Genomic DNA, 25112 nt, shown 5'->3' on the forward strand with positions numbered 1-25112 from the left:
CATTAAGAAAGGATAAACTATGGATCCCAGACACAAGCTGCTATCGGATTTGATTCTGAGCGAGCAGTATGAAGAAGCTGAGCAATCAGGTAAAAAGCATGTGCGAGAATTTCCTATCGACCCTCAGGGGTGGCTGCTTCTAGGTGAGGCTCTAATGAAGCAGGGTCATGGACAAGCTGCACAAAAGCTATTCAACCGATCCGTATTGCTTGATCCCAAAGCAACATGGATGTCATTTATGCAAAAAGAGCTGCAAAAAGTACCCTTGGGAGAAGTCAGTGATGAGCTCAAACAATTGCTCTCCGTTCCGGAGGTGACCGTCTCGGCTGCCATTATTGTTAAGGATGAAGAACGGAGCATCGAAAGATGCATTCAGAGCATACTGAACGCGGTCGATGAAATTATCGTTGTAGATTCAGGATCAACCGACCAGACCTTGTCCATCCTGCGGAAATTTCCGCAGGTCAAGGTCTATCAAATGAAGTGGAATGACAGTTTTGCTGAACTGCGCAATGAAGCGTTGAGCCATGTCCATTCCCAATGGGTATTCTGGCTGGATGCGGATGAATGGCTGGATGAGGAGGATCGTGGCCTGATCCGCCTTACCGCCGGCATTTTCAGCAGGCTGAAAGGATTAATTCCGGCCTTGCAGCCGTGTATCGTCAACTATGTGAAGGACGGAACGCTTCGGGAATTTTCTGTTCCCCGCCTGTTCCCGACGGATAAAGGGATCTACTTCAGCGGCAGAATTCATGAGCAGATTGCTACAGCGGAAGAGGGCATCTTTACTACCCGCGTTCTGCATAAACCGGTGGGTATCCGTCTACATCATGACGGCTACGAGCCTCAGATCAAAGCCGGAAAGGACAAGGCGAACCGCAATCTCAAGCTTTTGGAACAGATGACAGAGGAAGAGCCGACGAATCCCGGCTGGTGGTACTTTCTTGGCAGGGAAACGATGGATTCGGAGGGCAGTAAACGGTCATTGGAATGCTTTGAGAAGGTGATTGAATACGGCAAAGATAACCGGCATTTTGGACGTATGGCTGAAGTCTACATGCTTATGGGGAAGATTCATAATTCACAGAGCCGCCTTGACCAGGCAGAGGAGTACTACCGGAAAGCTCTGGCGCTGCATCCCGACTATCCGGACGCCCACTTCTATCTGGCGAGCATTGCCACTCTGAAAGCCCAGAAGCTGCTGAGCACCGCCATGAAGCATGTACAACTCGCAGCTACCGGGTTTCATACGTATCGCGGTCCGGTTGTTCCGGATCAGGATATCCGCCATTGGAAGGCAGACGCGCTGAAGTCCGATATTTTTGTGCAGAATGGTCAAATCGCTGAAGGTGCTGCCCTGCTGCGTTCTTTGAAGCTTAAAGCACCCAATAAAAAGGTCATCAGCGAAAAAATAAAGTACATTGAAAAACAAAAACAGCAGTTGCTGCTGCAAAACCTTAGACTCTCCAATTTTGAAAGGAGGGATATCGGTGAGTAGAACATTTTGCAGGCTCATACTCTTATTTTCCTTTGTCGCTCTTCTAACATGCTCCTTCAACATTAAGATAGTTGCAGCAGAGAAAGGAGCGGCATACATTGACGAAGTCAGCGGAGAAGTAACCGTTAAGCTTGCCGGCGGGATCAAGACCGTCGCCGCGTTTGCCAATATGCCGCTATCTCAAGGAGATCAAATCCTTACAGGTCATAATGCAAGCGCGATAGTCAGGGTTGCTAAACCGGAATCCGTAAATACCATCGGCCCCGATTCGCGGGTCTCGATTGCCAAACTTGCCCGTAAGACAGCAGGAAGCAAATTCTCGCTCAAGCTGTGGACTGGTTCCATGTGGAATTCTGTAAACGCCCTTTCGGCAGGCGATGAAGCAGTCGTCGAAACCCCTGGTGCAAGACTCAATGTCCGTGGCACCAATTTTCTGGTCCGGGTTCAGGCAGACGGGACTTTATCCGTATTTGCTGCTTCAGGTCTTGTAGAGGCTGATCTTACAACAAAAAGTTCTTCCGGTGATGCATCAATCCTGGTGGCGCCTACACAACAGCTTAATGTTTTTCCCGCCAACTTGCCCCGGGAACTGCATAATGCACTGACTATTGTAGATGTTGAGGAATTGGTCAAGCAAAGCAATCCGTTCATTCTTAAGGCTATAATCGCCAGCACTTCTGCCATAATTACAGAGAATAATGCTTTTATCCAGAGTTTGCAGAAGGACCTTAATACAAATACGCAGCCGGTCATTGAACGCGGCGGTGTCGAATCCGATATTTACATCAGGAGTCAGCAGGAGCTTCAGGCATATGCAGCCAACTTGAATAACTTCATCTCCAATGTCGCTTATGAAGCGGTCCGTGCGTCCAAGCTGGATTCGGCCGAGCTTACGAGACTTATTACGGAGATCAACCGGCAAATTGCGGATTCGAGCCAAACCGTCCGCTTATCCGGTGTTGATCCCATCAATCCACTGGCAGGTGTAAACCCCACGTCAGCTCCCGGAAAAGAGCAAGAACGGATCCGTCTGGAGGCAGTGCGCAAGGAGATTGAGCAGAAGCAGCAGCTCCTGCAGAACGACTTCAAGGCCAATGTATCCCTGACCCTGCAGCAGCTAACGGACCTCAGAAATGAGCTTGCTGCTGCTAACCAGTCGATTCTTGAGAAGCTGCAGGAAGATGCGGAGAAAAGATACACCGCCCAGCTGTCACCGGAAGAGCTTGCAGTATACAAAAAAAACAAACAGGAATTGGCAGCCGGACATCTGGATCCGGCCGCAAAACCTGCCGTTCCCGCCTCGGTGACGCCTGACAGCTCCTCCGATGATCCGGGGATCACATTGGTTCAAACCAAAACGGAGACTGGCTTTAATCTGTCTATCCATCTAAAGCAATTTACCGGATCAAGCGCTTTGTATGCAGCAGAGTTTCATTTTATCAGTGATAATTCGCTTGTGGCCGGCGGCTCCGGTGCAAGACTGCTGAACAATTCTTATTTCCCTCCCGCAAACAGTACGGATGTGCTGAAGACTATTACGGGAACCATGGGAAACGCTCCGGTAGTGAAGACGGAAACCATTTACGCGGCAACACAGTTTGGAGCTGCATCCGATGTTGCGATTTCCGATGGAGTTCTTGCAACCATTCCTTTTAAGGTGACGGGGAGCGGAACACTGAAACTATTTTATGTCAAAATTGTTGATAGCACGGGCAAGGTGATTCTTGAATTGACCGATGCGGCAGCAGGTTTACCGCCGGTTATTGTATACAGCAAGTGAAATGCATGTTCAACATCCCTATCTGTGGAGGCCTTATGACTTTATTGCGTAAATTTACATTGACTCTTGTTGTTGTCCTCCAGGTACTTGGTTCCTCATCCTATGCATCCGCGGCAGCAGCTCCCTTATATAATGAAACGGGCGGACTGATCTCGCAAATCTCCAGACTCGCCGGCAGCGGAATGTTTGGCGAACAGGAAGGAACCGCTTCGTCGGCTTCTTTCAGACAGACTGCGGGTTTAGCGGTCGGTGCAAACGATGAATTGTATATTTCCGATGCGCTGAACCACAAGATTCAAAAGCTAAGCTCGGGCCGCCTCAGCGTATATGCCGGACCGTCTTCTTCAATTCTCAGAGATGCTGGCGGACAGCCCCTGGGAGCCCTTCTTGATGGCAGCCGGGAGCATTCGTTATTTCAAGCCCCTGTTGGCCTTGCTTTTGGAGCTGACGGAAGCCTTTACGTGGCAGACAGTGCCAATAACGCTATCCGTAAAATTGCTTCTTCTGGAGAAGTTACAACACTGTCGGGGAATGGGAAAATCGGTTCGGCCGACGGAAAAGGAGCGGCAGCCACCTTCTATCATCCCGAGGGGATTGCTGTTGCTCCCAACGGCGAAGTATATGTTGCAGATACCCTAAATCACCTGATCCGCAAAATCAGTCCGGATGGAACCACCGTCACTCTAAACACCGCATCAGAGAGAGTGGTTGAGCGTTATCCAGGACTTGCGCTGCCTGCGGGTGATTTCAAGGATGGTGCGCTGGAACAAGCGTTGTTTAATGAGCCGACAGGACTTGCGTTGGATGCCAAGGGGAATTTGTACGTCAGCGATTCCGGTAATCAGCGGATCCGCTACATAGACTTTTCCCTGAACCGGGTTAGCACCCTGGCCGGAGGAGACGCAGCGGTGTATGCCAGCAATGCTCTTTATGCTACGGAAGGGTACAAGAATGGCGCAGCGAACAAGGCGGCCTTCCATTTCCCGAAGGGCATCGCTCTTGATGCCGCCGGCGGTCTTCTGATAGCCGATTCCGGAAACCATGTGATCCGTTATCTCAAGAACGGTGCCGTAAGTACGGTGGCCGGCAGCCCAGCGGGGGAAGCCGGCTTTCAGGACGGTATTGAGAGCAGCGCTCTTTTTGATTCCCCGCTGGATGTAGCTGTCGCCTCGAATGGAACCATTTATGTCGCGGATTCAGGCAACAGCATGATCAGAGCGATCGTTCCTTACCGGCTGCCGGCAGGCATTTCCGCAAATCAGGCAGGAATCACCGTAATGGTCGGTACGCAGCAGATTCAATTTGACGCCAAGCCTGAGATTAGCAAGAACAGGGTGATGGTACCGGTGCGGCAAATTGCCGAAGGGCTTAGTTATACCCTTACATTCAGTAAAGACGGACAAACCGTTACATTGGAGAAAAAGGGCCAAGCCATTGAGCTTTATCTGGGCTCCACAACCATCAAACGTAAAGCCCAGTCCGGAGCTGGAACAATCGGCAAAACGGACGCCGCCCCCTACGTCAAAAATAACCGTATCTTCGTTCCGCTCCGCTTCTTCGCCGAAGAAGCCGGCATGGATGTGCAGTGGGTTAAGTCCTATCAAACAGCGATATTGCGCTCCAAATAAGCATCAGTTTTTGGGACATGATCAAGAGAGGACGTCAGACTATACAGTCTGGCGTTTTTTTTGTGTGGTTAGGCAGCTGAGCAAGAGGGGGGATTGAGGATGGACCGGGAGTTCACCACCATTTTGGAGGAATCGCCCGTGGAGGCCGAGAGACGAATTACCAGAGATGCCAAGGTTCAAATGGGTCTTGCCGATCGTGCCGATAAGAAAAAATTACGGCTTATTGAATTACTATTCTTTCGCTATTCTTATTTCAGAGTTATTGCAACGCTAGTGTAAAAAAGGCACTGAAATTCCGCTTAACAGCTGAAGTTCAGTGCCTTTTTGCTATATTTTTCAGGTATTATATGAGTTGAAAAATGAATATCTTTTGAATGATCCTATTCCGGTCTCAATATTTAAACAACTGTACAGTATTAATCCAATCGAAGCCTTTCCCGATTTTATCTGGAGAATGTAGACACCTTGGATTATTGGGAGTGGAAACAAGCCGGGGGCTCAATTGAGCTGGCCATTAATTCAGAAGTGCTAATCCTACTTTAACGTTAATCGAAGCTATTGAAAAGGCAGAGCGGGTGCGAGGAATAACAAAGGCGCTTAAATGAGATATCTAGCGGATCAGCATATTTGCCCATACACAAAAATTACATGGTAAAACGACTAAGTGCTGGTTTAGGTGTTTGTGCTTATATGACAAACCAGTGATATAAATGTGGGGGAAACAGTGAGAACAATAGTGTATCTGATCCGTCATGCGGAATCTCCCTATGTTGAGGGACAAGAGCGTGAGAGAGGACTATCTGAACAAGGGAAGTCTGATGCTGTGAGAATTAAATCTATTTTGCAAAAACAGCCTATAGATCTGTTTGTCTCCAGCCCTTATGCAAGGGCGATTCAGACGATTCAGCCTTTGGCTGAGGTACAGCAGAAGGAGATCCTTCTGATGGAAAATTTGCGGGAACGAACAATTGGAAATATAGCAAAACTTAGTTTTGTAGAGGCAAAGCGAAGGGTTTATCAGGATTTTTCGGCTGTGTTCGAAGGGGGAGAATCAAGCGCTGAAGCGCAGGCTCGGGCTGTTCGGGAGCTTAAACTTTTATTGGAGAAATATGAAGGGAAGACTCTTGTCATCGGTACGCACGGTGATATTATGACACTACTAATGAATTATTTTGATTGTCAATATGGTTATGATTTCTGGCAATCAACGACAATGCCTGATATCTACCGCTTAGAATTTAAAAGGAGAATGCTTGCCCAAGTAAGGCGGGAGTGGGGGATCTGAATGTCAGTCAAACGAGCTGGTTATCAAATGTTCAGCAAAGAAGTGAACTGTACCCTTAAGTAAACGTTGTTCGTGAAAAGATACTACTTGCTCGATGCGATATGGCGTACAATAGAGGAGATACCAGCATTTGAAGCATGGACAATAAAGTTATGTAATGTCTGGTGCGAATGTATAGTGCCCATGAAATCCCCGGGTCCTTCGCATCTGGATTATTACATTATTTGTATATAAAAGTTGGAATAAACATCACTGACGCTTTGTATCCAACGTAATAAAGTGGATTTAAGAATGTTACAATGGGTTTGTGCTGTTTTTAAGTGAGAAATCGCTGTCGCTCCTTACGTAGGAGCTTGGATTGAAATTGGATGGGATCGTGAAGCTGATCAGCATTGCTGTCGCTCTTACGTAGGAGCGTGGATTGAAATCTCCAAAGGTGCCTAACGTTCGGCCCAAAATAGAGTCGCTCCTTACGAGGAACGTACATCGAAATTGTTAGAGAGAAAGTCAACAGCAAAAAAGCACCAAAATTCCGCCTAAGCCGAATTCGGTGCTTTTTCAATCTGAGTTTATTCTTTGCGGCATACAGAAGGTATAACGTTCCATTTTGCTCCTCCGATGATGAAGCAACCAACCAACCAACTGTACAAGGAACCTGTGCCTATGCTTAGCCTACATGAAAATAAGCAGCAGGGTTTGATTGGTAGCCACCTGTGAACTAACACGGAAGCGGAAAATCTAGATTTTCTACTTAATCGGAAAGTAAATATCAATTTCAGAGCTCTCTATGTTTTCTCCTGCAAATCGTTCAGTATAACATTCAAAGTCATCACGGTTATCAAGCTCATAGCCGCTTTTAGGAAACCAGACGCCCCAAATATAATGATAGGTCTGCATTAAGTCTTTTACGATTCCTTTATGGATAAACCTTGCATATTTTCCGCCGCATATTGTTTTTCTTTCCATATCTCTAAGAATAGGCTGCTCTTTTGGAAATTCAATTCCTACAAACGCTGTGGTTTCGCTTTGAGGATTAAATACATCTGCAGCACAGGTTGCTCCGGTTTCAAAAATACCGTATCTTGTACCCACAAAAGTATCAGGAATCTGCTGGTTAAAAAGCTGCCACATAGCAATGTTTTCATTCCTGCTAATGGTTGTTATGAAACGAATACCCATAGTGTAGGTTTCTGGAACTGTAACAATCTGCGGGCTTAAATCAGCATATATTATCGGAAATTTGCGCGGGTGGCCTGTTTCCTATCAAGACGTCTATCCCATTTTTTCGATACTCTGTTGGGGTCATATCATACCGGTCCTTAAAAGCTCTTGTAAAGCTTTCCGCTGTTTCGAAATAAAGGGAAACCCCGATATCTAATATCTTTTTTTCACTGTGCACCAAATCCCATGCAGCTTGTGTTAAACGCCGGGTTCTTATGTAACTCCCTATCGTTTCCCCCATGATGGCCTGAAAATACCGATGGAAATGATAATAAGAGTAGGAAACCGCTTTAGCAACATCACACGCGGCGATAGGCTCGTACAGACTATTTTCAATAAATACGATTGCTTCTCCTATTGCTCTGTTGTTGATCAATGAGGTTTCCTCCTCTCTAGAAATATCAGCTTATTTTATAAAATTCAGGTCTGGCTTTTTCTTGCGGCAACAACACTTCAACTTCTTGCATTTCTAACGCTCTCACAGAAAAGGTCTGCCATTCATTGACTTGTGGAGAGCCAAATGTCATTTCTATAGTTTTATCATTTACATCAAATATCATAGAGCGTAATGTGCCAAAAAACTCTTTATAATAATGGCAACAAAGACCGTCCGGATAGGAAGTGGACAAAAGAGTTTTTATATCTTTTTTTGAGAGCTGTTTCTTTCCTGTAAACACCTCAACAATTTTATTGTTTCGTACTACTGAATTTTCAATTATCATTTTTTGATAGGGCTTAATATCTTCCAATAACGCGTGATTTGTAACACTTAGAAAAGCTTCCTCGCTATATTCATCTAATAACTTATAGGATTTGTGTCCGTCCATGCATTGAAGCAACGCTATTTTGTTACTGCTGTCAGCTAACATCAAGTTCATGTTATAACCGATAGGTGCGCTCATTGTCCATTCAATTGCTTCTTGAACGGTTTTGCAGTTTTCCAGTATACTCCGTACCACAACCCAGAAGCTAAAACCTGTGGCTCCAGCTTTTTGCCCTCCTTCAAAATTGCCTACAGGTACACCGTTGCTTGCTTTACAAACGGCAAGGCCGTGTTCATTCATACCGTCGCATCTGCCGAACAGATTCAATGTAGAACCAATATAACGATATTTACCTTTGATATTAGTAAAAGCAAAGCACATTTCTTCCATTTCATTGTTAAAATCATAATTTCTGGCCATTAATGTATGCCCGCTTTTTGACTTGCTTGGTAATACTGCCATCAGGCTGCATCCACGTTCTAAATAGGTCATGGCATAAAAAAGAGCCTGCTCTGATGATACCCCAATCGTATCGGCAAAGCCCTTTATTTCTTCGTTGATACCTTGGCAATACCTATCCAGCAAATCCGTAATTTTTGTAAACTTGTCATGTGGATAAGCATTAGGCGGTAATAGAACCTGTTTTAGCAAACTCGGAGTTGAGAGAACCCATTGTCCTATTTGTGTTCCAACTTCATAGCTTGTACCAACAAAATTTTTAAAATATACTTTTGTTTTCTCCATGCACAGCACCGTTCCTTTCATAAATATTATGAACCCACTCGAAAGCTTGAACTTGATATTTTTTGCTATTTCTATAGGTCTTCACAGGTAGCGTCAAGATGAAACTAACAGTTACACCATCTAAAGATATGTGGGCTGTTGGAGGTTTGACTGATGGTGCTCGGAAACTGTAAAAAAGTGTTCGATTGTTCTCCAGACAATGCCGGATTTTTCCTTATTGTGCTGTTATAATGAAGGAAACGTATGTTCCTTAGGTGTGTTATTGTTCATCTGTTTGTTTGCGGAGATATTGGCGGGAATAGAACTCCAAGCACAAGAATAAAGTCAAACATGTGGGCATAAAGAAATCCATTGACCCGGATGGGCCTTTAATTTTGTAGTGCGAATGTATAGTGCACATGAAATCCCCGGGTCCTTCGCACCGGATGTATTACATTATTTGTTATAAAGATCAAGATGTGCTTATGTAATTTTTAATTATTTTGAGATTTAAGCAGTTTTTAACCATAATAAAAGTATTTATATCCTTTATTTGGTTGGAATTCGCTGTCGCTCCTTATATAGGAGCGTGGATCGAAATAAACTAACAAGTATCTAAAACACCTAACATCATGGTAAAATATTGTGACTTGTCTTGTTACAGTCCATCCTAAATTCAGCAGGTGACCGTGTTGAGATTACGAGAGTTCATGAGCCCTTCGGGGACCTCGGCCTACCGGCAGGCGAAGTGGATCAAACGTTTTTTGCAGACCTATTGGCTTGTGATTGCCCTGCATTTTCTGGCCCAGCTTGCGGCTTATACTTTTCTCCCGTATGAGAGGGGGGCGCATGAATTTTATTATGGGGTTCTGCTGTACCCGACTTTGCTGATGGGGGCGGTTGTGGGCATAGCCCAGTGGATTTACCGCCGTGCTTCCAAGTATTCGTTCATCTCTCTTTTTATGGCCGGTACCATTATTGCGATGATCATCATCCACCTGAATATGGATATCCGCATTATTGGAGCGCTTATGCTGCTGCCCATCTTCGCTTCGGCGATTTTTTACCGGCTGGATTTAACCTTTTTTACGTTTGCGCTGCAGGCTGTCGCTTTTTTTGTAATGTACCGGTGGGATTATTGGTTTAAGTATTTTTTTAGTTCGTTTGATCTGATTGCCATCCCGATTTTTCTGGTCGTGGGCACCTTGGTGGCCAGCATTATGATTATTAACGGGCGTGAGCTGGTCAGTGATCTGGAGGCATCGCTGATGGCGAAGCAGGATCTGCTGATTGAGAATGCGGTCATGCGCAAGCTGTCGACGACAGATGCATTGACGGATTTGTACAATCATATTTCCTTCCATGAGTTCTACGACAAGGCACTGGAGTATGGGGATCAAGGCGCACCGTTTCATCTGGCCCTGATTGATATCGATAATTTCAAGCTGATCAACGACAAATACGGCCACCGTGCCGGGGATATCATTCTGGCCAGGGTAGCCAAGGTCATTCGGGACCTCATATCATCGGCGGATATTGCCGCCCGTTATGGCGGAGAGGAGTTTGCCATTCTCTTTTTTGAGAAGACCTTTGAAGAGGCTGAAGCGATAGCGGACAAGATTCGCCTGCGGCTCTCCGGAACCCCGCATGAAGAAATGGACGGAGCGGCGGTAACCGTAAGTATCGGGCTTAAAAGCTACTCGCAAGGAACCACCAAAGAACAGCTGTTTGAGGAAGTGGACGCACTGCTCTATGCCGCCAAACACGAGGGGAAAAACAAAGTCCGGACTCCTTATTCATCCACGGTATTTACATAGCGCAAAATCCCGGCGAATGTTCTCGGGCAGCGCAGTTATTAGATTTTACATAATCTGTTATTCAAAGTTTCCCTCCATACCTGCCTTCTTACGTGCCCGGAAACGGCGCACCTTCATCAGATTGCCGCACATTTTATCATCGCAATAACGTTTCGAACGGTTCCGGGTATCATCATAATAGACCCAGAGGCAATCCGGGTTCTCGCAGATGCGAAAGCGGGAGGTGTCCTTCTCCACAAGCGCAGCGGCAAAAGAAGACGCAATCTCCGCCATCACCTGCTCCCAATCCGGGCGCTGCGGTTGAAGGGAGATTTTCACCTTACCCTCCGCACTCTGGACAACCTGCCGAATGACCGGCCCCATCAGCATATAACCGTTCAACCGCTCCAGCAGCTCCCCGTCCGGGGGACAGTCCTGCACCAGCTTCTGTACCGCTTCCCGCAGTAAGCTCCTTAGCTGCTGCAATTGCTCCAGCTCTTTAGGCTCTGGCGGCAGCTCTGCCCGCAATGAATGCTGTTCCAGCCAGAGGGCCAGCCACTCCTGATCTTGCAGCTTGTCCTTGTCTTTGCTGCGGTCGCCTGTCCGCCAATCCCGCCAGTAGCTGTTAATGAAATCATCCCACAACACAGTGTTTTCCTCCTTCCGCTACATCACTTTCCACTGATTGTAACAGTTAAAATATAATTTTGCTAGTTACTTGATGCGTGGCAGAGAATATGCTACATTTCTATTGTAACTATTATTTGAGACGTTAAATCGTTACACGGGTTGCGAAGCTGCTGAAGCAGTACATGCAGTACAAAACTTAAGCGTATGCTTTTGGAGCGGGTTTTGGTTCGAAGTGAATGGGGAAGAGAGCATATCGCTTACAAAAGTCTTAGGAGGGTGAACATGCAGAATAAGATCAGTGATGTTTTGCTGCAAAATTGGGATTATGTCATGGATATCGAGGACTGGGCACCGCCGCTGAGCGCTGCATTGGAAGGGGTGACCCGTGAACAGGCCGTCTGGAAACCGCAAGGCGAAGCGGGCAACTCGATCTGGGAGACGGTTAACCACCTGACCTATTACAAGGAGCGTCTGCTTATCAAGCTCAAAGGCTTGCCGAAACTGCCTGAAGCAGAGAGCAATGATGCTACTTTTACCGTTACGGAGAGCGGGGAAGAGGCATGGGAGCAGGCGGTAGCCAAGCTGAAACAGGTCCATGCTTCCCTGCGGGAAGTGATTGAAGCGCTGGAGGAAGGCGCATATGATTGGGGCGGTTCCGGACATGCTCCGGGAGAAGAAGTGATGAGCCTGATTCTGCATGATTCCTATCATACCGGACAGATCGTGCTGGTCCGCAAGCTGCAGGGCTCCTGGCCGACGAACCGCAGCTTCAATTAAAAGACTACAGCCGGCTCCACAGCACAGCATAAAGCCGCAGTTCCGTTCCTCCTTAGCCAGGAGACCCGGAGCTGCGGCTATTTGTTTCAAACGGGAAAGAGTCAGGGTAATGGATGCTACACCCAAGAGATTTGAAAGGAGAGATAGATGATGGAACCGAACTACAAAGACAGAAGTGTTGAAGTGGAACGCACTGAGGTGCAGAAGAAATCGGATTCCAGCGTTGTCGCATCCACCTTTATCAAATACGCCGCTTACCTGATCATATTTTTCGGACTGCTGTTCTTCCTGGTCAAGTATGTCTTCCCATTGTTCTAGACGATATCAGGCAACCCGCCGACATGCCAAAACCCATCCCGTAGATCACTGTGGGGTGGGTTTTGTGGTGCGGATTCATATACCTATACTTCCCGCTGGATGGAGTCACGCGCTTCGGCGGAATTGCGGTAAAAAAACCAGCATTCGTTCAGCAGCTTGATCTGGCGCCGGTCTTTTTTGTAATAAGCCTTCATGAGCTGATGGCAGAGCCACTGCGGCAAGAGTACCCCTCCTCTGCATGCTAACATAGGATAGCATATGGGGTAACCCGCCCAAAGGTGCAGCGGCAAGCCGGAATTTCCGTTCCTAATGCACGCCTTCTTCTTCCTCTTCGTACCACTGCTCCAGCTGGGCTTGTAGCGCACGGATTTCCGTCAACAATGAAATGAGGGGATAATTGCTCTCCTGAATGGAGGAAAAAGCACTCTCCAGCCGGTTAATATAGGCCAATCCGGATTCTAGTGAATGCTCCTCGCGCAGCAGCTCCAGAGAGTCACACTCCGCAATGGCGAGCGGCAGATCCGGAACATTGTCCGCTGTCAGCTTGTCGATCTCTTTATTGAGGCGCAGATTGAGTGCGCTGAGCTGATAAGCATATTCCTCCGGCATCTCCACAAATTGCAATTCCTGATGCTGCTGCAAAATTACATATCGCATCTTTGGCATAAGTCATTCTCCCTCCGAACTTGTCTTCCTTCTTGACAGTGTAGCCTATGCACAAGTTACAATTCAAGTAGAGATCGTAATTTCCTGTGGAGAGGACTTGTGAAAGAAACGATGACTAGAATGAGCAATGAAGAGCTGCAGCAGTGGATCGAGCAGGTATCGCAGGACAGCTTTGGTGTCCCGTTCCGCCACAAGGCGAGCTTTAACAGCCGGCTGAGCACCACGGGAGGCAGATATTTTATCAAAAGCCATAACATTGAGATCAACCCTATGCAGCTGGAGATGTTCGGACGCGAAGAGACAGAGCGGATCATCAAGCATGAGCTGTGCCATTACCATCTGCATCTCGCGAAGCGGGGATATATGCACCGGGATGCCGATTTCAAAAAACTGCTCGCCATGGTCGGCGGAAGCCGCTTTTGCCAGACCCTGCCGGGAGCGAAGGCACGGAAGCCGCTGCCTTACCGGTACAAGCTCGTCTGCACCGCATGTGCCACGGAGTACCCGCGCAAACGCAAGGCTGATCCGAAGCGCTACCGCTGCGGCAACTGTGCAGGCAAGCTTAAGCTGGTCGCACTGGAAGAATCCCAAGGAAAAGCTAAATAGCCGCTGTTTTAGAGGTCGGTGTCGGTCTTGATGACCAATCCGAGCAGTCCGGCGAAGGAAGCCGCCTGTTCTGCGGAGATGATACAGCCTGCGAGATCTTCGATATCGACATGCAGACCGGTGAAGCTGCAATCGCTGAGGTCGATTTCTTTTAGCCTGCAGCCCGCAAGGGTGGCTTGGTCGATATCGCATTCCGAGAATTCGATGTGGGTCAGCTCCGCCTGATAATAATCGCTGCTGACCAGCCGGCAGTTCGTAAAAACCGTCCCTTTGAATTTACCAAAGCGGAAACTGGCGAAATCCCCGATACAATCCACTATCCGTACATTTTGAAATCGGCCTCTGCTGAAGTCTGTGCCAATCAATTTACAATTCCGAAACGCTGTCCGGTGCACAAAAGCGTCACTGAAATTCACATTCGACAGATCACAATTTTCAAAGATCACATCCGTCAGCTCAATGGCATGAAGTGTGGACTCGGTAACCGTCACATTCCGGAAAATCACTTTGTCGAACGATACCCTGTCCGCTTCCTGATATTCAATCAGGCTGTCGCTGATCAGGCAGTGGCTGATTTCTTCCTTCGATTGGAGTGTATGTATCTGCTGTGGCAGCAAAGCATTTTCTTCAGTGATTTTGGGCGGAGCGATTTTGTTGTTCATATTGGCCTCCATGTCATTGTAATTTGCCCGGTCTATTTAAGCTGGCTCATGCCGAGACTGACCCGATAATTGCCGAACTCCAGCAGCTGGTCCAGGAAACTGGCGAGCTCCTCATGATCTTTGGCGTATACACGCATCCAGTAGCAGCCCTCGCCGCTGACCCGGTGGAGTTCGGCCACACTTCCATGCTCCAGGGCAAATTTTTGAAAAAGCGGGTGCGCTTTGTTGGAGCTGAGGAACACAGTGATCAATGCGTGAATGTTCTGCCCGAGCTTTTGCGGATTCCAGCGTACCGTATAGCCCTCAATAATCTCCAGCTCCCGCATTCTGCGGATTCGCGCGCCTACAGCCTGCCCTGTCATGTGTATTTTCTCCCCAATTTCCTTATGGCTCAACCGGGAATCTTCTATTATATAGTGTAGGATTCTGTAGTCTATATCATCTATTGCGTAGTTTTCCATTTTATCGCGAAATCCTTTCCGGGTGAAAGCAAAAATGATAAATCTCTTTCGCCGCACAATGTATTCTGAACGAAGCAGCTCTTATACTTAGATTGTAGCAGAAGACAGGATAGATGAAAGAGGTGTTTATATTGAAAATTCAGCTCATCCGCCACGCGGCCCTATGGTTGGAGTATGGTGGTGAAACTTTTCTGGTAGATCCCATGCTCAGCGAAAAAGAGGCGAACCCGCCCATTCCGAATTCCCTCAATGCACGAAGAAATCCGCTGGTCCCCTTGCCGGGGCCTGTTCAGCAATGGCTTGCACCTGACGCTGTGCTCGTTACGCATCTGCATCAGGATCATTGGGATGAAGCGGCAGTGTCCCGGTTGCCCCATGAACTTCCCGTGTTATGCCAGGATGGAGACGAAGGGACTCTTTCGGCACAGGGCTTTGGGCATATATCTGTGATTGAGGACGATGAGGCGAAGGACTTCCGGGGGGTGACCTTGAAGCGGACCGGCGGCCGGCATGGCACAGGAGAAATCGGGGAACGTATGGGCAAGGTGTCAGGGTTTGTGTTCCGTGCTGAAGGCGAGCCAGTCTTGTATGTGGCCGGTGACACGATTTGGTGCGATGAAGTGAAAGAGGCCCTGGATGAACACAAGCCGGAGGTCATCATCGTTAATGCCGGGGGAGCACAATTCCTGACCGGAGGTCATATTACCATGAATGAGCAGGACATTATAGAGCTGTGCCGCTATGCTCCAGAAGCATCAGTGATTGCTGTGCATATGGAAGCCATCAACCATTGTCTGGTTACCCGTGAACAGCTTGCCGCCCGCCTGGAGCAGGAGGGATTGCTGGGGCGTGTCAAGATCCCGGCAGACGGGGAATGGTGTTGAACAAGGCATTGGTCAGGGGAGACTGAAAACGATCTCAAAATTATTGAGTTATGCTTGACTAGACCACGAAATCATGATAAATTATTTCTTGTTCATGTGAATGTTCCCTGATAGCTCAGTTGGTAGAGCACTCGACTGTTAATCGAGTTGTCACAGGTTCGAGTCCTGTTCGGGGAGCCATTTTCTTGGAGAGATACCCAAGTGGCTATAAGGGGACCCTCTGCTAAGGGGTTAGACTGCGTAAGCGGTGCGAGGGTTCGAATCCCTCTCTCTCCGTTGTGAAGTACTTCCCTGTTAGGGATGAGAACCCTCGGTGGTTCGTTGGAGCATAAGCTTCGTTAGGATTACATCGCAATCTCTCGCGAAGCGAGAGTATCCCTCTCTCTCCGTTGTGAAGTACTTCCCTGTTAGGGATGAGAACCCTCGGTGGTTCGTTGGAGCATAAGCTTCGTTAGGATTACATCGCATAAACGATTTCATACAAAAAGAGCTTCCGGCGGAGGTTCTTTTTTTGTTGGCGTGCCCAGAAGTACGCATTATCTAGTTGGTGAAAGTCCAACCAAGGGAGGGACCAAGCCACCTTTGTAGCTAGGATGCTTGCATATGGCGAAATCTGTGTGTAAAAGCGCATCGACAAAAGTATCAGTCAGAGACTGGGCGAGCAACAATCCAGGCCGCAACATCAAGTGAATCCTGCCGCGTCGTCAAAAAGGCCCTGCGAAGGGGAACAGAGGGAGCCGAGTCCCGCAACTATGGACGAAGGCCAAGGAAACTGTGCAGAACTTGGAACAGCAGTGAAGAACCCTCCGGCGTAATGGGAACGGCATGGATTGAAAGATAGTGCAGTGAACTGGGGAGACCCTCCCCCACACGGGAGAATTTTTTTTTGTAGGAACCCGTAAAGAGACGCTCTATAAGTCCAGAAGACGAAGTGAACCGTCTGTGGGAAGGGAGTCCGAGGGGCTCATAGTACCGAAGAACCTAAGGACAACATAACCTTAGGGAGGGAAGGAGCCCTGCTTTGTTTATGCTTTTGGAGGAGGTACGAGTGAGTGAATGCCAAAGGGCTAACGACACCAAAGGAAAAAGTTCAAGAACTCCAAGAAAAGCTAGGTCATGCGGCCAAGGAGAACAGCAAGCGTAAATTCCATGCCCTGTACGACAAAATCCACCGCTGGGACGTGCTGTGCGAAGCCTGGAAACGGGTGAAGGCGAATAAGGGGGCTGCAGGAGTAGATGCCGTGACGCTCGCAGATATTGAGGAACAAGGAGAAACAAGCTTCCTCAAGGCTTGCGAGAGAGAATTGAAAGAAGGCAACTACTATCCCCAGCCCGTACGGCGGCACTTTATCCCAAAGAAAGACGGGAAGCTAAGACCGCTGGGCATACCCACTGTTCGCGACCGAGTCATACAGATGGCAACTAAGCTGGTAATTGAACCCATCTTCGAAGCAGACTTCGAAGAAGTCTCTTACGGATTTCGTCCGAAACGAAGTGCGAAAGGAGCGTTGGAACGAATTCGGAAAGCCTGCAACCGCAAAGGGAATTGGGTAGTCGACGTCGATATCCAAGGTTACTTCGACAATATTAATCAAGAGAAGCTCATGAAATTGATACAGATGCGTATCAATGACAGGCGGATCCTGAAATTAATACGGAAGTGGCTACAGGCGGGAGTCATGGAAGAAGGAAACGTAAAGCGATCTGATTTAGGCACTCCGCAAGGTGGCGTCATTTCACCGCTGCTGGCGAATATCTACCTGCACTACTTTGACCGATTGTGGGAGAAACACGGAAGTGGATTGGGAGAGCTGACAAGGTATGCAGACGACTTTGTAGTGGTCTGCAAAACCAAAAAGGACGCCGAACATGCGTATGAACTCATACGCAGAATCATGGAACGTCTGGAACTCACCCTACACCCGACGAAAACCCGAATTGTAGGCTTGTGGACAGGAGACGAAGGGTTCGACTTTTTAGGAATGCACCACCGAAAAACGAAAGCAGAAACTTCTCAAGGGAAGGTATATTATACCACGCAACAGTGGCTAACGAAGAAGGCAGAGGAACGGATCCGAGGCGTGGTCAAAAACAGATTAGCACCGCCGAGCATGCGCTCAAGATCGTTCGCGGAACAGGTGGAATGGCTCAATCCAAAAATTCAAGGATGGAGAAATTACTACTACACGAACTATAGCCAAAAGAGGTTAGCTAAGCTGGATTGGTATATTTTGCAGAGATTAACCCGGTGGTATGCGAAGAAGAGACAACGTAGAAGATGGATGAGTTCATTATCTGAGGTTAAGTATATTGCCAACATGTATGGACTGAAAACGCTATTGTGATCTGCATGCCCATGAATGACAAACATCGGAAAGCCGTATGAGGGAAAACCTCACGTACGGTTTGATGAGGAGGGGCTGGTTTAAATCCAGCCCTTTACTCTAGTTCGGGAAACTGAACTATACGTAAAATGTGGATTACTTGAACGCTTCGGATGTTAAACTGTAGGCGGTGCGGAAGCAAATTAGATCTTTCTGCCATCTTAACCATACTTAATGGATGAGAATCCTGCAAGGTATGTAGAATGAACCTGCGGGGCGCTGCATGGGGAGACAGTGGAATCAAAATAAAGAGAAAGCCATGCGTAAGGAGTTGCCGGATAATGATGGTGCGAAGAAGTAGAGGAGCATACGCTAGTTGGAAAAAGTGAACTTATTTCTCTCCAAAATCCAACAATTATTAGTTTAAGTGGAAAAAGGAAACTTAATTGAGCAATATTACTCTGTCCTAGGCGGAATGAGCTAAATTAGTTAACCTTTTTCCACCTAACAGCGGAGCTGAGGGGCCATGAGCAATTTAGTGATCCTTTTTCCACCTGGAACCGCCGCAGAATTCATGGAGAGCTTTCCAGGCACCGCTAGCTGACATCAAAACGGCTGCATCGTTCAGTGAAGGATGGCGCAGCTGGTTTGTTCTGCTTTTTACGCTAAAAAACTCTCACTGCCCTCCGCAAGTTTCCCTATAATCCGACAAAAAAATCTGCTGATGCAACCCATTACCCCTTTAATAAATTGAAGGATTGATGCTGTAAAGAGACAAATGTTATATTAATTGCGGAAAAATAAAGTATTGTATTAGAAAAGGAAACAAATTCAAAAAACGAAGTGCTTCAAAAACCTCCGTTTTTCTCCGTTTCTCTCGGCATTATTTATTCTCGCTGAATTACCTCACTTGTAAATTACCGTTTAGGTCATATTACCTTACATAAAATTCTGAAATTTGTATTACATTGCATTTTTGTTAGTGACTAGGATAGAGGTATGTGTTAATATAGGTGACATCAAAGGGCTGGGAAAATGAAAAGCATGTAAAGAATGCGAAGCTGTAACGATGAGCAGGTGCAGAGAATGCAAGGCAGAGAAAGGGGATTTAAAATGACTATGGGAAAAGAGGATGGCGATGGAGTATTTCATTCAGCAATTAATTAACGGGATTTCCGTAGGCAGTATCTACGCTCTGATCGCCCTTGGTTACACTATGGTTTACGGTATTATCAAGCTGATCAATTTTGCGCATGGGGATGTATTTATGGTGGGGTCGTTTATCGGACTGTATAGTGCCAAATATCTGACAGATGCAGGTTTTCCTCCGGTTGTCGTTCTGATTCTGTCGCTTGTCATCTCCATGACGATCAGTGCGCTGCTGGGCATAACGATTGAACGGTTGGCCTACAAACCGCTGCGCAAATCCACACGGATTGCTGCACTGATTACAGCCATAGGTGTATCCTTTCTGCTTGAATATACCGGAGTGCTCATTCTCGGGCCGCAGGCTCAAGGCTTCCCGGACATTATGGACAAGAAACAGTTCACCCTCTTCGGATCATCCATTCAAGTGGAATCGAATCAAGTAATGATTCTTCTAACAACGATAATTCTTATGATTATTCTGCAATATATTGTCCGTTTCACCAAAACCGGCAAAGCCATGCGTGCGGTATCCTTCGATGTGGAGGCGGCGCGCTTGATGGGGATCAACGTAGACCGCACCATTTCGGCAACCTTTGCTATCGGTTCAGCGCTTGCTGCCGCAGCCGGGGTGATTTTCGGGATGACCTATAATTCAGTTGATCCTCTAATGGGCGTTATGCCTGGGCTTAAGGCTTTTGTTGCTGCTGTACTTGGAGGCATCGGAAGTATTCCGGGTGCACTTGTAGGCGGGCTGCTGCTGGGGACGGTAGAGACGGAAATTTCCTCACTCGGATTTTCCTCCTGGCGTGACGGTGTAGCTTTTGCTGTATTGATTCTGATCCTTATCTTCAAACCATCCGGGCTGTTTGGCAAAAATGTCCGGGAGAAAGTGTAGGAGGGGATTAGCGTGAAGAAGCTGAATACAAATTTCTGGGTAGGCATTATTGTTGCCCTGGCCTTTTATGGAATCGTTCAAGTTCTTTTAACAACGGGAATCTTTAGTGATGTAACGAGATCTATGCTGCTGCTGATTGGTGTGAACATCATGCTGGCGGTGTCGCTTAATCTGATTACCGGGATTACCGGACAGTTTTCCATCGGCCATGCAGGCTTTATGTCGGTAGGAGCGTATACCTCGGCTATCCTGACGCTGGACTATAACGTTCCATTCATTCCGGCCATCCTTGCCGGAGGTGTGCTGGCAGCTGTGTTTGGCGTATTGATCGGCATGCCGACACTCCGCCTGAACGGTGACTATCTGGCTATAGCTACCCTTGGTTTCGGTGAAATTATCCGCATCATCATGCTTAACACGGAATATGTCGGCGGAGCTTCGGGACTGAGCGGCATTCCGGCCAAAACCACATGGACCATGCTGTTCCTGTTCACCCTGATTACAGTGGTAGTGATCAACAACTTCATCGGATCTACACACGGCCGCGCTTGTATCGCCATTCGTGAGAATGAGATTGCCGCAGAGGCTATGGGGATCAACACCACCCGTTACAAAATCATCGCTTTTACCATCGGTGCCTTGTTTGCCGGTATGGCCGGCGGGTTGTCAGCCCATACGTTCTATGTTATTACTCCGGGCAGCTTCAACTTCCTGAAGTCGTTCGAAATCATCGTTATGGTTGTACTCGGGGGGCTTGGCAGTACGGCCGGTTCCATCGTAGGAGCGGTTTTCGTTACTCTGCTCTATACTTATTTACGCGAATTTCCGGAATGGCGGATGATTATCTATTCAATCGTTCTGATCCTGATGATGATCTTCCGTCCAAGCGGCCTGCTTGGCAAAACCAAATTTTCTCTAGGAAAGCTCGGCAAAAAGGAGGCCAAGGCAAATGACGCAATCAGCGAAAGCAGTGCTTCTTGATGTTAAAGAGGCCAGCCGTTCTTTTGGCGGGCTTAAAGCCCTTAGCGAAGTTTCCCTTTATATCGGCAAAGGCGAGCTTATCGGTCTGATCGGACCCAACGGTGCAGGCAAAACAACACTGTTTAACCTGCTGACCGGGGTTTATCCGCCCTCTACAGGCAGCATCATCCTTAACAATGAATCGATCGGCGGGATGAAGCCCTACAAGATTAACCATAAAGGGGCGGCGCGCACTTTTCAGAACATCCGGCTGTTTACATCCATGACCGTGCTGGAAAATGTGAAAATCGCCTTCCACCAGCATGCCAGGCATTCCCTGTTCACCTCGATGCTCCGGCTGCCGAAGCATTTCAAGGGAGAGGATGAAATCACGCAGAAGGCTATGGATATTCTGAAAATATTTAATCTCGCCGGTCAATGCGGTGAGGTTGCCAGCAATCTCAGCTACGGGAACCAGCGGCGGCTTGAGATTGCGCGGGCTCTGGCCGCAGGCCCGAAGCTGCTGCTCCTGGATGAACCGGCGGCGGGCATGAACCCGAATGAAACCCGTGATCTGATGAATCTGATTGCCTGGATCCGCAAGGAATTCGATCTTACAATTCTCCTGATTGAACACGATATGTCTCTTGTCATGGGCGTGTGCGACCGGATCTATGTGCTGGACCGCGGCATGCTGATTGCGAATGGCACACCCTCGGAGATCCGGAGCAATCCGAAGGTCATCGAAGCGTATTTGGGACAGGAGGCGTAAGGGGGATGCTCAAAGTACAAGGAATCAACGTTTATTATGGAGCGATCCACGCTCTGAAAGACCTTAGCATTGAAGTGAAGCAAGGGGAGATTGTGACCTTAATCGGTGCCAACGGCGCCGGCAAGTCGACACTGCTCCAGACACTATCCGGCCTGCTGAAGCCAAAAACAGGCAGCATTGAATTTCTGGATAAATCGATTACGAACCAGAGTGTCCAGTCGATTGTGAAGCAGGGACTCATTCATTGCCCGGAAGGGCGGCGCGTATTCGCCAATATGTCGGTAGAAGAAAATCTTGAGCTTGGCGCTTATTTGCAGAATCCGTCCAGTCTGGCGGCTGACTTTGAGAGAGTCTACAAGACTTTCCCGAGACTTCTGGAACGCAAGAAGCAGCAGGCCGGAACCTTGTCTGGCGGCGAGCAGCAGATGCTTGCTATGGGCCGTGCGCTTATGGGACACCCCAAGCTGCTGCTGCTGGATGAACCGTCCATGGGGCTTGCCCCGCTTCTGGTCCGGGATATTTTTACAATCGTCAAAGAAGTGAACGATGCCGGCACAACCGTGCTGCTTGTGGAGCAGAATGCGCATCAGGCCCTCAAAATCGCCCACCGCGCTTATGTGCTGGAAACCGGCAGAGTAGTATTGGAAGGCGACGCTAAGGAACTGGCGGATTCCGAAGAGATTAAAATGGCTTACCTCGGGCACTAGGTCCGGATTGACCTGACAAGCGGCATCATGGAAACAACATATAAAAAATTCAATTATTCGGGAGGCTGAGAGAAACAATGAAGAAAATTGGGGCCATTATTTTGTCGGCAGTACTGACGGCAGTATTAGCATCGGGCTGCGGCAACAACAACACAGAGAACAGCGGCAACTCTGCAAGCGGCGGCAACACTGCCGGGGACACAATCAAAATCGGAGCTGACCTTGAGCTCACAGGCGGCCAGGCTTCTTTCGGCGACTCCGCATCAAAGGGCGCGAAGCTGGCTGTCCAGCAGATTAACGACGCAGGCGGTATTCTTGGCAAGAAGCTCGAACTGGTTGTAGCTGATAATGCCTCGAAATCTGAGGAAGCCACACAGGTTGCGCAAAAACTGATCACAACGGATAAGGTCGTTACCATTATTGGCGCTTCCACATCAACCAACACCCTGGGCATCGTTCCAGTAGCAACCGAAAAAGAAATCCCGCTCGTCTCAGTAGGTGCCACCAACCCTAAGGTTACTGTTGACGAACGCACGAGCAAAGTGAACGACTGGGTATTCCGAGCTGCCTTTATCGATCCATTCCAGGGCCAGGTCATGGCTAACTTTGCCGTTGATTCCCTGAAAGCCAAAACGGCGGTCATCTACACAGATACGTCGAGTGATTATTCGAAAGGATTGCAGAAGTTTTTCGAAGAAACTTTCAAATCCAAAGGCGGAGAAGTGCTGAGCCAAGAGTCCTACCAGCAGAAGGATTCCGACTTCAAAGCCGTGCTGACCCGTATCAAAGCCGCCAACCCGGATGTGATTTACCTCCCAGGCTACTATGAAGAAGTGGGTAAAATCCTGAAACAGGCACGTGAAATGGGCATCACTGCCCCCTTCCTGGGAGGAGACGGCTGGGATTCGCCGCAGCTGGCTGAAATCGCCGGTGCAGATGCGCTGAACGACACGTACATGTCCAATCACTACTCGCCGGAAGATACAGCTGCTGAAGTTACCAGCTTCGTAGATGCCTACAAAGCAGCTAACGGCGGTGCAGTGCCTGACGGTATGGCCGCGCTGGGTTATGATGCACTCAAGCTGGTTGCCGATGCAATTACCCGTGCCGGAGCCGCAGACCCTGCCAAGATCAAAGACGCTTTGGCAGCAACCAAAGACCTGCAGCTGGCTACCGGTAAAATTACGCTGAATGAGACACATGACCCGGTAAAAGCGGCTGTTGTGCTGAAGTTCGTTGACGGCAAGCAGACGTTCGAAACGAAGGTTAATCCTTAAGCTGATCTTGTGCGTATGATAAAATAAACTTAACTACTGAAAAGAAAGGCTCATTAAAGAGTCTTTCTTTTCGCATTCTAATACACTGCAGGCTATTTGCAAACGGATGCAGCTCCCTGCAATTTTATTAAAAAAACTTCTTGTCAAAAATCATTGTGTTTGATATACTCATTTTTGTTGTGACAAACACGTAAGTTATCAATTATGGCTCGTTGGTCAAGGGGTTAAGACACCTCCCTTTCACGGAGGTAACATGGGTTCGAATCCCATACGAGTCACCATTTCTTCTGCGAGTTCGGGATGAGAATCCATAGGGTTCGTTGAAGCATAGGCTGCGTTAGGAATACTTCGCAATCTCGTAACGGAGTGGAGAGTATCCCATACGAGTCACCAATTCTTCTGCGAGTTTTTGGGATGAGAATCCATAGGGTTCGTTGAAGCATAGGCTGCGTTAGGAATACTTCGCAATCTCGTAACGGAGTGGAGAGTATCCCATACGAGTCACCATGTGCGGTAGTGGTGGAATGGCAGACACGCTATCTTGAGGGGGTAGTGGGTGTATACCCGTGGAGGTTCGAGTCCTCTCTACCGCATACAGTTAATTAGCAAAAGAACCTTGATCATCCAAGGTTCTTTTTTGCTTTTTTTGTTTAAGCATAGAGATCAGAATCATAAGTTCGGAGAGTGCAGGTCTGCTATGCTATAATGAAGAAAAGAAATAATAATAGTTAATTATATGCTTATTTGCGTTATTTTTCAATAAAAATAACGTTTTTGCGTAAAAATAATTTGGGCGGAAGGCGGTTTGCCATGCACTCTATCTACGAACGAATTGAATATCTGATTAAACGGCAAGGACTTACCAAAAAAGCTTTCTCTGAGCAGCTGAAAATTAGCACCGGCAACATGGGGGACTGGAAGCGGGGCAAGTCGACACCCGGCACGCATAAGCTGATTGAGATCGCCGCATTTTTTAATGTCAGCCTTGATTGGCTGATTCTGGGCAAACAGAATGCTAACACACTGAAAGAAAGTGGAGAGGATTATTTTTTTGGCCAAATACGGCAACCGAATTGCCAAACGGACGAATTGCTGCCGGAGGAAAAGGAATTTATCAAGGAGTATATTGAATTTACTAATTACCGTAAGCATAAGGCAAACGGGGATGGTTCTTTATGAGTATGAAAAATTTATTCTGCCTGGGGTCCAGCCCATTGAACTGAACCCTGGATCTTCCGGATTGGACCGCAGCGGGATGATCTGACATGGGCGAAAAATTCTTAAGCGGGCATCTTTACTTTTTGCTGCAATGGATTTATAATATTGAAT

The 25112-nt window shown here is 47.8% G+C and carries 25 protein-coding genes and 4 tRNA genes; 21 read left to right on the plus strand and 8 right to left on the minus strand.

From position 1 onward, the window contains the following. Window positions 1–19 precede the first annotated feature (19 nt). The 5 genes from JI735_RS15115 to JI735_RS15135 all read left to right on the plus strand — a co-directional run bounded on the left by JI735_RS15115 (window position 20) and on the right by JI735_RS15135 (window position 6191). Complete coding sequence (locus JI735_RS15115; RefSeq protein ID WP_039837865.1) at window positions 20–1498, plus strand: glycosyltransferase; 1479 nt, start codon at window positions 20–22, stop codon at window positions 1496–1498. Beyond that, window positions 1491–3278 (plus strand): FecR domain-containing protein, encoded by a 1788-nt coding sequence (locus JI735_RS15120; protein WP_039837866.1) that lies wholly within the window; start codon window positions 1491–1493, stop codon window positions 3276–3278. Before JI735_RS15115 ends, JI735_RS15120 begins: the two co-directional genes overlap by 8 nt. Window positions 3279–3313: 35 nt before the next feature. Then, window positions 3314–4906 carry a stalk domain-containing protein gene (locus JI735_RS15125; protein ID WP_039837867.1) on the plus strand — a complete coding sequence of 531 codons (1593 nt, stop codon included), beginning with the start codon at window positions 3314–3316 and terminating at the stop codon, window positions 4904–4906. Between the two features lie 99 nt (window positions 4907–5005). Then, the gene (locus JI735_RS15130; protein ID WP_039837868.1) at window positions 5006–5185 is read left to right on the plus strand and encodes a hypothetical protein; all 180 of its coding nucleotides are present in this window, start codon (window positions 5006–5008) and stop codon (window positions 5183–5185) included. Window positions 5186–5630: 445 nt separating this feature from the next. Beyond that, entirely contained in the window at window positions 5631–6191 is a 561-nt protein-coding gene (locus JI735_RS15135) for a histidine phosphatase family protein (RefSeq protein ID WP_039837869.1), read from the plus strand. Between the two features lie 747 nt (window positions 6192–6938). Here the strand turns inward: JI735_RS15135 and JI735_RS15140 are convergent. The 3 genes from JI735_RS15140 to JI735_RS15150 are packed head-to-tail and all read right to left on the minus strand — an operon-like array spanning window position 6939 to window position 8941. Then, window positions 6939–7424: a GyrI-like domain-containing protein gene (locus JI735_RS15140; RefSeq protein WP_325175626.1), complete on the minus strand. Its 486-nt coding sequence runs from the start codon at window positions 7422–7424 to the stop codon at window positions 6939–6941. Then, window positions 7411–7788, minus strand: coding sequence for a helix-turn-helix transcriptional regulator (locus JI735_RS15145; protein WP_202677532.1), 378 nt, complete (start codon window positions 7786–7788; stop codon window positions 7411–7413). Before JI735_RS15145 ends, JI735_RS15140 begins: the two co-directional genes overlap by 14 nt. A 25-nt stretch (window positions 7789–7813) precedes the next feature. Then, window positions 7814–8941 (minus strand): C45 family autoproteolytic acyltransferase/hydrolase, encoded by a 1128-nt coding sequence (locus JI735_RS15150; RefSeq protein WP_202677533.1) that lies wholly within the window; start codon window positions 8939–8941, stop codon window positions 7814–7816. A 650-nt stretch (window positions 8942–9591) separates the two neighbouring features. Between JI735_RS15150 and JI735_RS15155 the strand changes: the two genes are divergently transcribed. Next, on the plus strand, window positions 9592–10716 hold the full coding sequence (locus JI735_RS15155) for a GGDEF domain-containing protein (RefSeq protein ID WP_233476412.1): 1125 nt from the start codon (window positions 9592–9594) through the stop codon (window positions 10714–10716). A gap of 57 nt (window positions 10717–10773) precedes the next feature. Here JI735_RS15155 and JI735_RS15160 read toward each other — a convergent pair whose 3' ends face one another. Next, window positions 10774–11343, minus strand: a complete 570-nt coding sequence (locus JI735_RS15160) for a CGNR zinc finger domain-containing protein (protein ID WP_039837872.1) — start codon at window positions 11341–11343, stop codon at window positions 10774–10776. 264 nt (window positions 11344–11607) lie between these two features. On the opposite strand from JI735_RS15160, the gene JI735_RS15165 reads away from it, so the two are divergent. Then, the gene (locus JI735_RS15165) at window positions 11608–12102 is read left to right on the plus strand and encodes a DinB family protein (protein WP_039837873.1); all 495 of its coding nucleotides are present in this window, start codon (window positions 11608–11610) and stop codon (window positions 12100–12102) included. A 147-nt stretch (window positions 12103–12249) separates the two neighbouring features. Beyond that, the gene (locus JI735_RS15170; protein ID WP_167330838.1) at window positions 12250–12420 is read left to right on the plus strand and encodes a hypothetical protein; all 171 of its coding nucleotides are present in this window, start codon (window positions 12250–12252) and stop codon (window positions 12418–12420) included. An 83-nt stretch (window positions 12421–12503) separates the two neighbouring features. Here the strand turns inward: JI735_RS15170 and cmpA are convergent, their stop codons facing one another. Together cmpA and JI735_RS15180 are read right to left on the minus strand one after the other, a co-directional pair. Beyond that, window positions 12504–12641 (minus strand): cortex morphogenetic protein CmpA, encoded by a 138-nt coding sequence (gene cmpA, locus JI735_RS15175; protein WP_020426225.1) that lies wholly within the window; start codon window positions 12639–12641, stop codon window positions 12504–12506. A gap of 85 nt (window positions 12642–12726) precedes the next feature. Then, a complete protein-coding gene (locus JI735_RS15180; RefSeq protein ID WP_020426224.1) occupies window positions 12727–13086 on the minus strand; it encodes a hypothetical protein in 360 nt (119 codons plus the stop codon). A gap of 120 nt (window positions 13087–13206) precedes the next feature. Between JI735_RS15180 and JI735_RS15185 the strand changes: the two genes are divergently transcribed. After that, window positions 13207–13692, plus strand: coding sequence for a SprT family protein (locus JI735_RS15185; RefSeq protein WP_051052112.1), 486 nt, complete (start codon window positions 13207–13209; stop codon window positions 13690–13692). A gap of 8 nt (window positions 13693–13700) precedes the next feature. Here JI735_RS15185 and JI735_RS15190 read toward each other — a convergent pair whose 3' ends face one another. Further along, on the minus strand, window positions 13701–14354 hold the full coding sequence (locus JI735_RS15190; protein ID WP_039837874.1) for a pentapeptide repeat-containing protein: 654 nt from the start codon (window positions 14352–14354) through the stop codon (window positions 13701–13703). A 32-nt stretch (window positions 14355–14386) separates the two neighbouring features. Continuing rightward, window positions 14387–14815 carry an Lrp/AsnC family transcriptional regulator gene (locus JI735_RS15195; protein WP_039837875.1) on the minus strand — a complete coding sequence of 143 codons (429 nt, stop codon included), beginning with the start codon at window positions 14813–14815 and terminating at the stop codon, window positions 14387–14389. 131 nt (window positions 14816–14946) lie between these two features. Between JI735_RS15195 and JI735_RS15200 the strand changes: the two genes are divergently transcribed. The 12 genes from JI735_RS15200 (at window position 14947) to JI735_RS15255 (ending at window position 24962) form a co-directional block, all read left to right on the plus strand. Then, window positions 14947–15699 (plus strand): MBL fold metallo-hydrolase, encoded by a 753-nt coding sequence (locus tag JI735_RS15200; RefSeq protein ID WP_039837877.1) that lies wholly within the window; start codon window positions 14947–14949, stop codon window positions 15697–15699. Between the two features lie 104 nt (window positions 15700–15803). Continuing rightward, a tRNA-Asn gene (locus tag JI735_RS15205) sits at window positions 15804–15879 on the plus strand. A 7-nt stretch (window positions 15880–15886) separates the two neighbouring features. Then, window positions 15887–15975, plus strand: a tRNA-Ser gene (locus JI735_RS15210). 776 nt (window positions 15976–16751) lie between these two features. Further along, window positions 16752–18044, plus strand: coding sequence for a group II intron reverse transcriptase/maturase (ltrA, locus tag JI735_RS15215; RefSeq protein ID WP_202676388.1), 1293 nt, complete (start codon window positions 16752–16754; stop codon window positions 18042–18044). Between the two features lie 1117 nt (window positions 18045–19161). After that, complete coding sequence (locus JI735_RS15220) at window positions 19162–20067, plus strand: branched-chain amino acid ABC transporter permease (RefSeq protein ID WP_020426219.1); 906 nt, start codon at window positions 19162–19164, stop codon at window positions 20065–20067. Window positions 20068–20079: 12 nt separating this feature from the next. Next, window positions 20080–21048 (plus strand): branched-chain amino acid ABC transporter permease, encoded by a 969-nt coding sequence (locus tag JI735_RS15225; RefSeq protein ID WP_020426218.1) that lies wholly within the window; start codon window positions 20080–20082, stop codon window positions 21046–21048. Next, the gene (locus JI735_RS15230; protein WP_039834755.1) at window positions 21017–21799 is read left to right on the plus strand and encodes an ABC transporter ATP-binding protein; all 783 of its coding nucleotides are present in this window, start codon (window positions 21017–21019) and stop codon (window positions 21797–21799) included. Before JI735_RS15225 ends, JI735_RS15230 begins: the two co-directional genes overlap by 32 nt. A gap of 5 nt (window positions 21800–21804) precedes the next feature. Beyond that, on the plus strand, window positions 21805–22506 hold the full coding sequence (locus tag JI735_RS15235; RefSeq protein ID WP_039834756.1) for an ABC transporter ATP-binding protein: 702 nt from the start codon (window positions 21805–21807) through the stop codon (window positions 22504–22506). Window positions 22507–22583: 77 nt separating this feature from the next. Next, the gene (locus tag JI735_RS15240; protein WP_039834757.1) at window positions 22584–23783 is read left to right on the plus strand and encodes an ABC transporter substrate-binding protein; all 1200 of its coding nucleotides are present in this window, start codon (window positions 22584–22586) and stop codon (window positions 23781–23783) included. A 206-nt stretch (window positions 23784–23989) separates the two neighbouring features. Then, window positions 23990–24064, plus strand: a tRNA-Glu gene (locus JI735_RS15245). 229 nt (window positions 24065–24293) lie between these two features. After that, a tRNA-Leu gene (locus tag JI735_RS15250) sits at window positions 24294–24376 on the plus strand. A 217-nt stretch (window positions 24377–24593) separates the two neighbouring features. Then, window positions 24594–24962, plus strand: a complete 369-nt coding sequence (locus JI735_RS15255; protein ID WP_039834758.1) for a helix-turn-helix domain-containing protein — start codon at window positions 24594–24596, stop codon at window positions 24960–24962. Window positions 24963–25112 lie beyond the last annotated feature (150 nt).

This window comes from Paenibacillus sonchi (genome assembly GCF_016772475.1).
Lineage (GTDB): Bacteria > Bacillota > Bacilli > Paenibacillales > Paenibacillaceae > Paenibacillus_AQ > Paenibacillus_AQ sonchi.